Source organism: Amycolatopsis panacis (assembly GCF_003600245.1).
Lineage (GTDB): Bacteria > Actinomycetota > Actinomycetes > Mycobacteriales > Pseudonocardiaceae > Amycolatopsis > Amycolatopsis sulphurea.
In genome coordinates this window covers 60,251-73,040 of sequence record NZ_QZFV01000063.1, presented here as the reverse complement: position 1 = coordinate 73,040, position 12,790 = coordinate 60,251, and the positions used below count along the sequence as shown (strand labels likewise).

The following is a 12,790-nucleotide window of genomic DNA, read 5'->3' as shown; positions in this document are numbered from 1 at the left end:
CACCCATACTCGACCCACCCCACCGAATCCACTTCGGACATGCGGCGCAACACTCTTTTTCCTTGCTTGGCGGAGAATACTGAAGATCCGCAAGAACCCGAGCAGATCCCAGCTCCACTCGACCACCGCCCGCAGGGTGCGCTGACGCGGCAGGGCGGTGCGGCTGCCCGAGGTCAGCAGACGGAACCGATCGTCGAGAGCGATCTGTCCGGCGGTCATCGAGCGCAACCGGGCCGCGGCCAGTTCCAAGGCGAGCGGCATTCCGTCCAGCCGACGGCAGATCTGCGTGACAGCCTCCACTGTGGACTCGTCGAGGTGGAAGCCCGGACGTACCGCGACCGCACGATCCAGGAAGAGCCGCGCGGAATAACCGACCTCGCTCGGGAGGGAGGTGTCGGCGGGCACCGGCAGTGGGCCGAGCGGGCACAACGCCTCACCGGTGATCGCGAGCGGCTCGCGGCTGGTCGCGAGCACCCGTAACCCGGGCACCCGGCGCAGCAGGTCGTCGGCCAGCCGGGCCGCGGTGTCGATCACGTGCTCGCAATTGTCCAGAACCAGCAGCGATTCCCCACTGGAAAGCACCTCCGCCGCGTGCTCCACCGACCCCAGCGGCCGACGCCGCACCTCGGTCTCGCCCACTCGCGTCTCCCGCACCTCAAGCGCGGCGAGCAGCGAACCGAGCACGTCCGCGGCATCGCGCACGCCGGCGAGCGGCACGAACCACACCCGGCTCCGCGCCTGCGCGGGGTGTCTCGACGCCGCTTCGGTCGCGAGCCGCATCTTCCCGGCTCCGCCCGGACCGACGAGTGTCACCAGCCGGGCGTCCGCGAGCAGTTTCAGCTCATCCGTCCGGCCGATGAAGCTGGTCAGCCGTTGGGGCAACCGGTCGGCCACGGCAGGCTCCGACGCGAACTCGCCACGCAAGGCTCGCAAGTGGACGTCCTGTAGCTCCGCGGACGGATCCACGCCAAGTTCTTCGGCCAGGACGGCACGCATCGCCTCGTACGCGCGCAACGCATCGGCTTGCCGCCGTGCGGCGCACAACGCCTGAATTCGTAGCCCGACCAGTCGCTCTCGCAACGGTTGCTGCTGCACGGCGGCAGCCAGGTCGGACAGCACCTCGGCGTGCCGACCGAGCCGCAGCTCGGCTTCGAACCGGTCCTCCGTGACCTCCGCACGCATTTCGTCCAGCCGACCGGCGAACTCGGCGGCGAACGGCGCGTCGAGCACATCGGCCAGCGCCGCACCCCGCCACAGCTCCAGCGCTTCACGCAGTATCTCGGCAGCACGGGGGTCACGTCCGGCGGCAAGCTCGTTCCGGCCCTCCGTGGCCAGCTGCTCGAGCCGGTGCACGTCCACCGCTTCGGCGGAGATCACGAGCCGGTACCCGCCTGGGCCGGACTCCAGCTGTACGCCGGGCTGCCGCAGCACCCGGCGCAGCCGCGAGACCAGGGATTGCAGCGCGTTGGCGGCGTCGGCAGGCGGCTCGTCGCCCCACAGCCCGTCGATCAGCGTGTCGGCCGGTACCGCGCGACCTGCCTCCAGCGCGAGCCTGGCCAGGAGCATGCGGAGGCGTGCGCCGCCGATGTCGATCGGCGTGCCGTCGTCCTCCGCCGCCCGCAACGGCCCCAGCAACGCCGCGTACACGACTCCAGCCTTCCTGACTGCGGCGGCGAACGGGCCGCACCCGACGGAAGTGGGGATTTTCCGGACATATCACTTTCGGCCGATCCCCGTGACCGGCCGTGCCCGATACGTTGCCCTGATCCGCCGATCAGACAGGAGCCTCATGACTGCATCGAACCGCCGGCGCCGCCCGACGGTGACGGCCGCCGCCACGCTCGCCGCGTTGAGCCTGGTCACCGGGGTCGCGTCGGCCGGACAAGACGGCTGGGGACGACCGGCGCCCGGCTCGGACGGCGGCGGCGACAGCTACTACCCGCAGGACGGCAACGGCGGTTACGACGTGGCCGACTACAACTTGAAGGTCTCTTACGCACCGGACAGCCACCAGCTGACCGGGCTGCAGACGATCACCGCGCGGGCGACCCAGTCGCTCAGCTCGTTCAACCTCGACCTCAAGGGCCTCACCGTCGACACGGTGAAGGTGAACGGGCAGTCCGCGAAGTTCACCCGAAGCGGCGACCACGAGCTCGTCATCACGCCCCGGGTGCCGTTGTTCAAGGGGCTGCCGTTCTGGGCGGAGATCGCCTACCACGGCGTGCCCACGCCGATCAAGGACCCGGTGCTCGGCAACAACGGCTGGCAGTTCTCGGAATCCGGCGGCGCGTTCGTGGCCGGTGAGCCGAAGTCGGCCACCACCTGGTACCCGGCGAACGACACTCCGCGGGACAAGGCGACGTTCCATCTCGCCATCACGGTTCCGGACGAGTGGGGAGTGATCTCCAACGGCCGCGAAGGCCGTTCGTTCGCCGCGCCCGGCGGCACCACGCACGTCTGGGCGGAGAACACGCCGGCCGCGCCGTACATGACCACGGTCGCCATCGACAAGTGGACCTTCGATCGCCAGCAGCGCAAGGACGGCACCCCGATCGTCAGCGCATTCGCACCCGGCACGCCCGACACGACCAAGGAGGCCGAAGCGAAGCTGCCGGAGATCCTCGACTTCCTGGAGTCGAAGTTCGGCAAGTACCCGGTCGACGCCGCAGGCGGCATTTTCCTCGCCGAGCCGATCGGATTCTCGCTGGAGACTCTGAGCCGGCCGATCTACTCGGGCCGGGCAGGCGACGAGAGCACGATCGTGCACGAGAACGCCCACCAGTGGTACGGCGACACGGTGGCGGTGGACCACTGGAAAGACGTCTGCCTCAACGAGTGCTTCGCCTCATACGCGACTTGGCTCTGGGACCAGGCCAAGCACAGCGTGAACCTGGACGACCGGTACCGGACCAAGGTCGGCGCGGTCACCCAGGGTTTCTGGAGCGGCAAGCTCTACGACATGGGCCCCGGCAAGGAGTTCACTGCGGTGTACTCCAAGGGCCCGATGATGCTGCACGCGCTGAGCAAGTACATCGGACAGGCCGCTTTCGACCGCGTACTCAAGACCTGGCCCGCGCTGCACCGTGACGGAAACGCGAACATGCAGGAATTCCAGCACTACGCTGAAGCGGTGGCGCACAAGGATCTGCAAGGCTTTTTCGATGCCTGGATCTACGGCACCGGAAAGCCCGCGGATCAGTACCTCTACCCGGGCGATCTGAAACCGGCAGCGTGACAGCGGTGCTGCTGACGGGGTTCGCGCCGTTCGACGGAGCGGCCGCGAACCCCTCCTGGCAGGCCGCTTCGCTGGCGGCGTCGCGCCGGAACGACACAGTGGCAGTCGAACTGCCCTGCGAGTTCGGCGCGGCGCTGCCCGCGCTGCGCGCCGCGATCGAGGAGCACCGGCCTTCGCTGGTCGTGTGCACCGGCCTGGCGAGCGGCCGCCACGCGGTCACGCCGGAGCGGGTGGCGATCAACCTCGTCGACGCCCGGATCCCGGACAACGCCGGGGCACAGCCGATCGACGTACCGGTGGTCGAGAACGGCCCGGCAGCGTACTTCACGAAATTGCCCGTCAAAGCCGCAGTAGCCGCGATCGAAGCAGCCGGGTTGCCCGCCGCGGTCTCATTCACCGCCGGTACGTACGTGTGCAATCAGGTCTTCTACGGCCTCCTCCACCTGCTCGCCACCGAACTGCCGGACCTCCGCGGCGGATTCGTACACGTCCCCGCCGAGGCGGATCTCTCCGTCGCGAATTCGGCCGCTGCGCTCGGCCTCGTGATCGACACCGCGCAGACGGTCGCCACGGACATGCCGGTACCGTCCGGCACCCTGCATTGAGTCTCTCGATTCACTGTCCTGGCAACACTTCCTCGTCGAAACTGCCCTCCTCGTAGGACCCGACAAGGTCTTCCGGCCGTTGGGCTGGGTACTCCGCGCCGTTGTTCATCAGCATCCCGGTCACCCCAGCCCATCGGACTGGAAGAACAGAAGACCGGCCTTCCTCCCGATGCCGGCCGCACAACTCACCCCCTTGCCATCGGTGATCAAGGATCCGGCCACTCATCTGCTTGCGCACACCTTGCTCTATCTTGCCCAGCTCGATGCCCTCGCAAAAGGTGACGCCGTAACTTCCCTGCGGAAACCGGCAAAGCGCCACCCGCCCGACCCGCGGTCCCGTCCGTGATCGCGGGCTCGTCCGACCATAACTCGCGACGGCGCCGGCCAGCTTGAGCATGCAGGGAGTCAGCCCGTCCAGCCCCGAGACTCCCGGCCGATGTTGATACGGCCCCAAGCCTGGGATCGAGACCGCCGGCGAACCGGAGGACTGTGGCAGGACCAATGCCGTGCCCGATGACGCCGACGAAGAACCCTTCGCCGTTCCTTCCGGTCCCGCCGAAGGCAACAACCCTTGATACGCGGCCGAACCTTGCCCGTCGCCGGTTCCGCCGCCATACCGCGCTGCGACTCCGAGGCGCCCTGCCAGGCCATGCCTTACTGCAGCTCTGAAATGCCCGGGACGGCCATGCCTCCTGCAGCCCTGAAGTACTCGACACAACCACACCTCGCCACAACCCCGAAGCACTCGGCGCAGCATGCTTCGCTGCAACCTCGAACTGCCCGGCACAGCTATGCCTCGCCGCAACCCCGGAGTACCCGACACAACCACGCCTCACCACAACCCCGAAGCGCCCGGCAATGTCACGTCCTGCCTCGGCCTCGAACCGCCCGGTACCCCGGCAGCCCCGACAGCCCCCGGCGGAGAAGCTCGCACCCCATCCGGCGACTTCCCTTCGTCCGGCGGCGCACCCGAAACGTCCGCCGAAGCCGGTGATTCCCCTTGTTGTCCAGTCCAACCTGGTCCTAGGCCCGAAACCGGGATCCACGGCAACCCCGGCGCCACGATTGGTGCTACAGCAAGACTTCCCGAATCGATCTCGTCGAGTGGCACGTGGTGGAGCCCGAAAGCGACCGCCGTTTCCGGCTGGTCCTGGGTGGTCGGTGCCACGCCGACGATCTTGCCGACCAGCTCGGCCAGCAGCGGCATCCGGCTCGGACCGCCGACCAGGTAGACCCCGCCGAGCTGTGCCGCGCTCAGCCCGCCTCGCCGGATCGTCGCGGCGAGCAGCTCGGCGCTGCGCAACAGGCTCGGCCGCACCAAGGCTTCCAGCTCCGCCCGGGTGACCAGCACGTCGCCGAACGGATCGGGCATCGGCACCTCGGTCCGCGCGTGCCGGGACAAGCTCTCCTTCGCGTCACGCACGACCTGCAGCAACGCGCGCCGCTGCCGGCGATCAGCGGTCGACTGTGGCCGCAACAACCGCTGCCACTGCGCTGGATCGGCATGCGAAACCGACCGTCCGATATGGACGATCAGCGCCTGGTCGATGTCCAGGCCGCCCAGATCCGCCAGCCCGTCCCCGGCAAGCACGGAGAGTCCATCGGCGCCGAAGCCCACTACCGCACAATCGAAGGAGCCCGCCCCGAGGTCGTAGACCGCGAGCGGTCCGGGACCCCGTGCACCGCGCGACGCATAGTGCGCAGCTGCGGCGACCGGCTCCGGCACCAACCGGATCCCGCGGAACCCGGCCTTCTCCGCCGCGGCCCGCAGAGTTTCTTGCCAGGCCACACCCCAGCCCACCGGATGCGAGAGCCGCACCTCGTCCGGGAGCCCCGAAAACTGTCGCACGGCCTCCTCGCCCATCCGCCGGAGCACCGCGGCGAACACGTCGACAATGGACACTGCACGCTCGCCTAGCACCAGCTCCCCATCCCCGATCCGCCGCTTCGGGCTCGGCTCGAAGCGGCTCGGATCGAGCCGAGCCCGCCGCTGCGCATCCTGTCCGACCACGAGCAGGCCGCCTTCGGCGGCGTAGACCGCGGACGACATGGTGACCGACCCGTCGACCTCAAGAGCCCGAGATTCCCTCCCGAACGCGGAAAGCACTCCGACCGTGCTCGCAGTGCCGAAATCGATCGACAAGACGTCCACATTCTCCCCCTCCACAATCCCCGGCACGTGATCCCGCGAACCAGGCGAGCCGGCGCCAATGACAACAAGCCTATCAGACTAGACACTTGCGCGTCTAGAGGGCTAGACTTAGCATGTGGTCATCAAGAGGATGAAAGCCGCAGCGGTGCTACAGCTGGCCAGGGCGGCGGCAAGGCACAAGGGCTACACAATCGAGGAGCGAAGGGGAAGAGGCAAGGGCTCGCACATGATGTATGTGGTGGTCGGCAAGGGTAGCGGCGCAGTTGCGCGCTTCGCGTTGACCGGCCATTCGCGCGACGTCTCGATCGGAGTACTGCGCGCGGTGGAAAGCGGACTGTCCCACCTGTTCGGCGAAAAGTGGATGGAGAAACGATGAGTTGCCCGACCTATCCGGTCACCGTCACGCGCGAGGACAACCTGTGGGTGTCGGTCGTGACCGACGGCCTGGCCGAAGGCACCGTGGGAGCAGCGGACTTCGAGCACTTCGCCGAGGTCGATCCGGGCATGCGCGAGGTCATCGCCGATCTGACCAGCACCGAGCCGGACCACTTCGACATCAGCTGGCGCTACGAGTTCTCCGAAAAGGACCACACTGCCCTCATCCGTGAGTATCAGGCAGCCGAACGGGTCGCGGCCGCGCTGGCCCACTGGCGCGACCGAGCCCGCCGCCGGCTCGTCGGCGAACTGAACGGGCAGCTTTCCCAGCGCGCACTGGCCGATCTGATCGGACTGTCCCACCAGCGGATCCACCAGATCAGCCACGAACCCGAATTCGGCGAAATCGACCTGATCCGTCCCGCACCGGCGCTGGTCGATGCATTGGTGGACATCGCGCACCACAGCCCGCTGGCGCCGACCGGAGCCGACGCGGACTCGCTCCGCGCCAAACTGCACGAGGTTTTGGAGGTGGTCGATGGCTAATCGCGCAGGCGACTGAACTCTTCCGCCGGAAACGGGGTGGCCCGGCTCTCCTCGGCCAAGCGCCGGTAGAAGTCGTTCATACGCACGGCCGTGCCGACATGCCGGGACACGATCGACGCAGCCGGTTCCGGCAACTCGATCGAGTTCCGAGGATGGTGGACGCTCCGCGTGTCGTACGGGCTCTCGCTACTCCGTACACCCTGAACGGGCTGGGCAATGCACTGAAGGTAGGCAGTGCGTTCGGCACGGTCGGTGGTACCGGCAAGTTCGGTCACCAGCCAGTTGACCAGGTGGGTGCGCAGATAGGCGCGGTCGTGCCCGATGTTGCGGGCAGCGAACTCCTGTTCTTGCTGGCTGAGGTCGAACCGAGTGGACAAGGCGAGCCCGAAATCCGTGAGGTAGATGCGGTCGCGGTCGGCGAGGATGTTGCCGAAGTGCGCGTCGAAATGCAGAAGACCTTGCCGCTCAAGGAAATCTGCCATGGCGAGCAGTTGCTCCTCGATCCGCTCCGCGTCACTCAGGTGGTCACGCAGCCAGTGGTGCACCGTGGTCGGCAGGTATTCGGAGCACAACACGAGGCTGGTGGTCGCGCCGTCCAGCTCCTGGAGCCTGCGGCGGACCGCAGCTGAACCATGCCAGAAGGCCACGGACTTCTCGCGTTCGCCAGGGTCGCTCACCCGGCGAGCCATCGGAAGCTCGCGCCAGTGGTGCAGCAAGGGGAAGTGTGCGCATTCCCCGGACAACACCCAGCCCGTGGTCATCACGTGCACCGCCAACTCCCGCCAGACACCACCACCGGCCGAACCGAGACCGTAATGACAATAAGGAGGCAGCTCGAACACATTGGCCGTAGAACGGAAGTGCTCACCCCGGCGCTCCAGCTCGGTGAGTGGCACCCGCTTGGCGAACACCGGCGCCCCCGCCACCTCAAGCCGCACGGCGGTGCCCCCGATTCCCTCGGCCACCGCCGGTGCGCGATCGAGCATCCGGGTGAGCTGATGGTTGCTCAGCAAGGAAAGCGCGGTAGCCACCGCGGTGTGCCGTGCGATCCGGGAGTCCGCCATACCACCCGAGCATAGAGAAGGCAGCCTTCCCTCCGCAGCAGCGACGAAGGTACCCGGGCACGGCAACCTGCTTTCCACCGAAACGATCGGGCGGCCACAGATGGCTGAGAACTTTGCAGGAGTAGGCGAGAGGAGTCAGAAGACGCTCTGTTCGCTGCACCCTGTTGGCGCAAAGGAGGAGTCGCAGACACACGAACAACGGCGCCGCGATCGTTACGACCAAATGGAAGCATCGAAAGGGTAGTCAGCCACGGGGTATAGAGCGAGGGCCAGCAGCAGCCGACCACAGCGCAGCAAGCAGCCACAGTGCAGCAAGAGCCACAGCGCAGCAGGCAGCCGGGCGGGGCAGCCCCAGACTCGCAGAAGGCCGGACACGCGAAAGGGCGGCACCCGCCCTGGGTGCCGCCCTTTCGCGGTTCAGGTCAGTCGTTCTCGGATTCGCTGTTCTCGGCGGCTCCGATGCTGACCGGCGGGGCGTCCGGGACCGAGGAGGGGCGCTTTTCACCACGGAAGGTGAAGGTGGCCTCGTCGTCGCGGTCTTCGGGGTTGCCGGTCCAGCCTTCGACGTCGACCAGGATGATCTGGCCTGCTTCGACCTCGCCGAAGAGGATCTTCTCCGACAGCTGGTCTTCGATCTCGCGCTGGATGGTGCGGCGCAGCGGGCGGGCGCCGAGGACCGGGTCGAAGCCGCGCTTGGCCAGCAGTGCCTTGGCCTTCTCGGTCAGCTCGATTTCCATGTCCTTGGCCTTGAGCTGCGTCTCCACCCGGCCGATCATCAGGTCGACCATCTCGATGATCTGTTCCTGGGTGAGCTGGTGGAAGACGATGATGTCGTCGATCCGGTTCAGGAACTCCGGCCGGAAATGCTTCTTCATCTCCTCGTTGACCTTCTGCTTCATCTTCTCGTAGCGGTTGGTCGAATCCGCTCCGGAGGAGAAGCCGAGGCTCACGGACTTGGAGATGTCCGAGGTGCCCAGGTTCGAGGTGAAGATCAGCACCGTGTTCTTGAAGTCGACCGTGCGACCCTGGCCGTCGGTGAGGCGGCCGTCTTCCAGCACCTGCAGGAGGGTGTTGTAGATCTCCTGGTGCGCCTTCTCGATCTCATCGAACAGCACCACCGAGAACGGCTTGCGCCGCACCTTCTCGGTCAGCTGCCCGCCCTCTTCGTAGCCGACGTAGCCCGGAGGGGCACCGAACAGCCGCGACGCGGTGTACCGATCGTGGAACTCACCCATGTCGATCTGGATGAGCGCATCGTCCTCGCCGAACAGGAAGCTCGCCAGCGCCTTGGACAGCTCGGTCTTACCGACCCCGGACGGGCCGGCGAAGATGAACGAGCCGGACGGGCGCTTCGGGTCCTTCAGACCGGCGCGGGTACGGCGGATCGCCTGGGAAACCGCCTTGACCGCGTCCTCCTGGCCGATGATGCGCTTGTGGAGTTCGTCCTCCATGCGCAGCAGCCGGGTGGTCTCCTCCTCGGTGAGCTTGAACACCGGGATGCCGGTCCAGTTGGCCAGCACCTCCGCGATCTGCTCGTCGTCCACCTCGGCGACGACGTCGAGGTCGCCGTCCTTCCACTGCTTCTCCCGCTCGCCCTTCTGGCCGAGGAGCGTCTTCTCCTCGTCCCGCAGGCGGGCGGCCCGCTCGAAGTCCTGCGCGTCGATCGCGGACTCCTTGTCCCGGCGCACGTCGGCGATCTTCTCGTCGAACTCGCGCAGGTCCGGCGGGGCGGTCATGCGGCGGATGCGCATCCGGGCGCCGGCCTCGTCGATCAGGTCGATCGCCTTGTCCGGCAGGAACCGGTCGTTGATGTAGCGGTCGGCCAGCGTCGCGGCCGCGACCAGCGCGGAGTCGGTGATCGAGACGCGGTGGTGCGCCTCGTACCGGTCGCGCAGGCCCTTCAGGATCTCGATGGTGTGCTCGAGCGAGGGCTCGCCGACCTGGATCGGCTGGAAGCGGCGCTCCAGCGCGGCGTCCTTCTCGATGTACTTGCGGTACTCCTCGAGCGTGGTCGCACCGATCGTCTGCAGCTCACCGCGGGCCAGCATCGGCTTCAGGATCGACGCCGCGTCGATCGCGCCCTCGGCGGCACCCGCGCCGACGAGCGTGTGCAGCTCGTCGATGAACAGGATGATGTCGCCGCGGGTCTTGATCTCCTTGAGCACCTTCTTCAAGCGCTCTTCGAAGTCACCGCGGTAACGCGAGCCGGCCACCAGGGAGCCCAGGTCCAGCGTGTAGAGCTGCTTGTCCTTGAGCGTCTCGGGCACCTCGCCCTTGACGATGCTCTGTGCGAGGCCCTCGACGACTGCGGTCTTGCCGACGCCTGGCTCGCCGATGAGCACCGGGTTGTTCTTGGTCCGGCGGGACAGCACCTGCATGACCCGCTCGATCTCCTTGCCGCGCCCGATGACCGGGTCGAGCTTGCCCTCGCGGGCGAGCACGGTCATGTTGCGGCCGAACTGGTCGAGCACCAGCGAGGAGGACGGGGTGCCCTCACCGCGGCCGGAGCCGCTCTCGGTGGATTTCTCGCCGGTCTGGTAGCCGGACAGCAGCTGCAGGACCTGCTGGCGGACCCGGTTGAGGTCGGCGCCCAGCTTCACGAGCACCTGGGCGGCCACGCCCTCGCCCTCGCGGATCAGGCCGAGCAGGATGTGCTCCGTGCCGATGTAGTTGTGGCCGAGCTGCAGCGCCTCGCGCAGCGACAGCTCCAGCACCTTCTTCGCCCGCGGCGTGAACGGGATGTGCCCGCTCGGTGCCTGCTGGCCCTGGCCGATGATCTCTTCGACCTGCTGGCGCACGCCCTCGAGGGCGATGCCCAGCGACTCCAGCGCCTTGGCGGCGACACCCTCACCCTCGTGGATCAGACCCAGGAGGATGTGCTCGGTGCCGATGTAGTTGTGGTTGAGCATCCTGGCTTCTTCCTGGGCCAGGACGACCACCCGCCTCGCGCGGTCGGTGAACCTCTCAAACATGCGCACTCCCTCGACTGCTGCGTCGGCGGCCCGTAACCCCCGTGGATCACCCACGGAGAGACAGCACCGTGAGACCACTCTAGTGGCCATGTGGTCGCGGATGCGTACCACTACGGCTCCCGGTGGCCCGCTCGCTCCCGGCCGGCGCCCCGTGCGGGCATCTCTGGTCAGCCGGTTGCGCTGCACCTTTACGCCAGTTCGAACGTACGGGACCGCGCCGGGATTCCGATCGGGTACCCCTGTCCGCTCAGCGCGAACACGGCGGCGACCACCCGGTCGTCCGGCAATGGGCACCCGATTGGCGCAATTTTGCCCAGTCGTTTAGGTTAGGCAGGCCTAATCACGATGCCGAGAGGACGGGTGGATCGGGTGAACCCCCAGCGGTCCCGCACCGGCGGCGACGTCCGCGATGTCGGCGACGACCTCGCGTCCTCGCTGTTGCGCGCAGGCCGCCGCCAGGAGCGTGGTGAGCTGCGTACCGACGTCCCATCCGGCTGGCTTCGTTGCGGAGACTTGCTGGAGCAGCCAACGCTCTTCGCCGACTGGCGAGCACGGCTGGCCGCCTGGCTCGCCGAAGCGCACGATGCCGCACCCGAGCGGACAGCAGCCAGCTACGTGATGTCGTGGTACCTCCACGTCCCCGCCTACGTCGGCGCTCTCCTGCTTCATCACGAGCGGCGCGTGCCCTCGCTCAAGCCGGAGCGGCTGGCGTTCAGCCTTGGCGAAGACCGTCCGCACCCGGTAGGTATCGCAGTGCTCGGCAAAGCCTTCTACTGCCTGCCGACCGACCCCGGTTCCGCCCGGCCGGAAGCCACCGTTGTTCGGGACGAGCGTGCGTTGGCCGCAATGCTGCGCGCGCAGTTCACAACGCATGCATCGCGCTTCGTTCGCGCGTACGCACCGAGTACGCGGCTTGGACGGCGGATGATGTGGGCTGCGGCCACTGACGCGCTCGACAACTCCCTGTGGTGGGCCGGCCGACAAGGTGGCACGCCGGAAGCCGAAGGCGCCGGAGTCGCCGACGCGGCGTTGGTGCTTGACGCGCGCTACCGGCCGTTTACGTCAGCGTCCAAGCTACGGGCCACAGTCGACGACGAAGGCCATCGCATTTGGCGACGGCAGCGGGAGAGCTGCTGCTTCTCCTACCTCCTCCCCGGTGAGGCGGAATGCGAAGAGTGCCCGCGCATCTGTCAGCGCTGAACCGCATCGGATGACGGGTCGCGCCCGGAAGCCCCCAGTGCACGGTCCAACAGCGACGCAGTCTCGGGTACCTGGACCACTTCGCCGTGAACGCCCATCGAGCGCTCAGCCGCACCAAGTTCACGCTCCTCCGGCATCCGCCCGCGGAGGAACTGCGCGAATTGGTCGAGTACCGGGCTGCTGCGCTGGGATCTGGCCGAACCGCATGAACAACAGGTGCTGCCCAGCTCGTCCGGGCTTCCCCGGCGCGACAGCGGCGTCCGGCCTCGGCACCCGGGCGGCCACGACTGCCACCGGAGTGCAGAATGCGAGCGCCGACGAAGAAAAGATCACTGCACTCGACAAGTTGCTGATTGCAGGCGAACGAACGTTTCCGCTCGCCGTCCGGGCCGCGGCGGAAGCAGCGGAAACAATCTCGGCCGACCCGGAAATCACCCGGGTGGCGCACCTCGCGGCGGCCACCGGAGGGTCCGTGCGAGCGTTGCGGAGGCTGTTCGCCGAACATGTCGGCAGCACACCGAAGTGGACCATCCGGATTTACCGGCTGCACGAAGCGGCCCGAGGGCCGGCCGCCGAGCGGACGCCGGATTACGCCGGACTGGCCGCCCGGCCGGGTTAGAGCGATCAACCGCACTTCACCC

The 12,790-nt window shown here is 67.6% G+C and carries 9 protein-coding genes and 2 pseudogenes; 6 read left to right on the top strand and 5 right to left on the bottom strand.

Annotated features, from left to right (window positions below; all coding sequences use genetic code 11):
• Nucleotides 1-99: 99 nt before the first annotated feature.
• A pseudogene (locus tag D5S19_RS06350) lies at nucleotides 100-1,647 on the bottom strand (BTAD domain-containing putative transcriptional regulator); the annotation flags it as partial.
• 142 nt (nucleotides 1,648-1,789) lie between these two features.
• On the opposite strand from D5S19_RS06350, the gene D5S19_RS06345 reads away from it, so the two are divergent.
• Both D5S19_RS06345 and pcp read left to right on the top strand, forming a co-directional pair.
• A complete protein-coding gene (locus D5S19_RS06345) occupies nucleotides 1,790-3,235 on the top strand; it encodes a M1 family metallopeptidase (protein WP_120022380.1) in 1,446 nt (481 codons plus the stop codon).
• Entirely contained in the window at nucleotides 3,232-3,840 is a 609-nt protein-coding gene (gene pcp, locus D5S19_RS06340) for a pyroglutamyl-peptidase I (protein WP_120022379.1), read from the top strand. Before D5S19_RS06345 ends, pcp begins: the two co-directional genes overlap by 4 nt.
• Before the next feature lie 10 nt (nucleotides 3,841-3,850).
• Here pcp and D5S19_RS31600 read toward each other — a convergent pair whose 3' ends face one another.
• Together D5S19_RS31600 and D5S19_RS06335 are read right to left on the bottom strand one after the other, a co-directional pair.
• Complete coding sequence (locus D5S19_RS31600; protein ID WP_147397347.1) at nucleotides 3,851-4,237, bottom strand: hypothetical protein; 387 nt, start codon at nucleotides 4,235-4,237, stop codon at nucleotides 3,851-3,853.
• Nucleotides 4,238-4,885: 648 nt separating this feature from the next.
• Nucleotides 4,886-5,992 (bottom strand): annotated as a pseudogene (locus D5S19_RS06335) (Hsp70 family protein); the annotation flags it as partial.
• Between the two features lie 115 nt (nucleotides 5,993-6,107).
• On the opposite strand from D5S19_RS06335, the gene D5S19_RS06330 reads away from it, so the two are divergent.
• Nucleotides 6,108-6,368, top strand: a complete 261-nt coding sequence (locus tag D5S19_RS06330) for a hypothetical protein (protein ID WP_120022378.1) — start codon at nucleotides 6,108-6,110, stop codon at nucleotides 6,366-6,368.
• Nucleotides 6,365-6,913 (top strand): hypothetical protein, encoded by a 549-nt coding sequence (locus tag D5S19_RS06325; RefSeq protein WP_120022377.1) that lies wholly within the window; start codon nucleotides 6,365-6,367, stop codon nucleotides 6,911-6,913. Before D5S19_RS06330 ends, D5S19_RS06325 begins: the two co-directional genes overlap by 4 nt.
• On the opposite strand, the gene D5S19_RS06320 is transcribed toward D5S19_RS06325, so the two are convergent.
• Entirely contained in the window at nucleotides 6,910-7,977 is a 1,068-nt protein-coding gene (locus D5S19_RS06320; RefSeq protein WP_120022376.1) for a BUD32 family EKC/KEOPS complex subunit, read from the bottom strand. The two genes, D5S19_RS06325 and D5S19_RS06320, sit on opposite strands and share 4 nt — an antisense overlap.
• Nucleotides 7,978-8,399: 422 nt before the next feature.
• Nucleotides 8,400-10,949 carry an ATP-dependent Clp protease ATP-binding subunit gene (locus D5S19_RS06315; protein ID WP_120022375.1) on the bottom strand — a complete coding sequence of 850 codons (2,550 nt, stop codon included), beginning with the start codon at nucleotides 10,947-10,949 and terminating at the stop codon, nucleotides 8,400-8,402.
• A 369-nt stretch (nucleotides 10,950-11,318) separates the two neighbouring features.
• Between D5S19_RS06315 and D5S19_RS06310 the strand changes: the two genes are divergently transcribed.
• Together D5S19_RS06310 and D5S19_RS06305 are read left to right on the top strand one after the other, a co-directional pair.
• Nucleotides 11,319-12,149, top strand: coding sequence for a (2Fe-2S)-binding protein (locus tag D5S19_RS06310; RefSeq protein ID WP_233573747.1), 831 nt, complete (start codon nucleotides 11,319-11,321; stop codon nucleotides 12,147-12,149).
• Between the two features lie 205 nt (nucleotides 12,150-12,354).
• A complete protein-coding gene (locus tag D5S19_RS06305; protein WP_199730375.1) occupies nucleotides 12,355-12,768 on the top strand; it encodes a helix-turn-helix domain-containing protein in 414 nt (137 codons plus the stop codon).
• Nucleotides 12,769-12,790 lie beyond the last annotated feature (22 nt).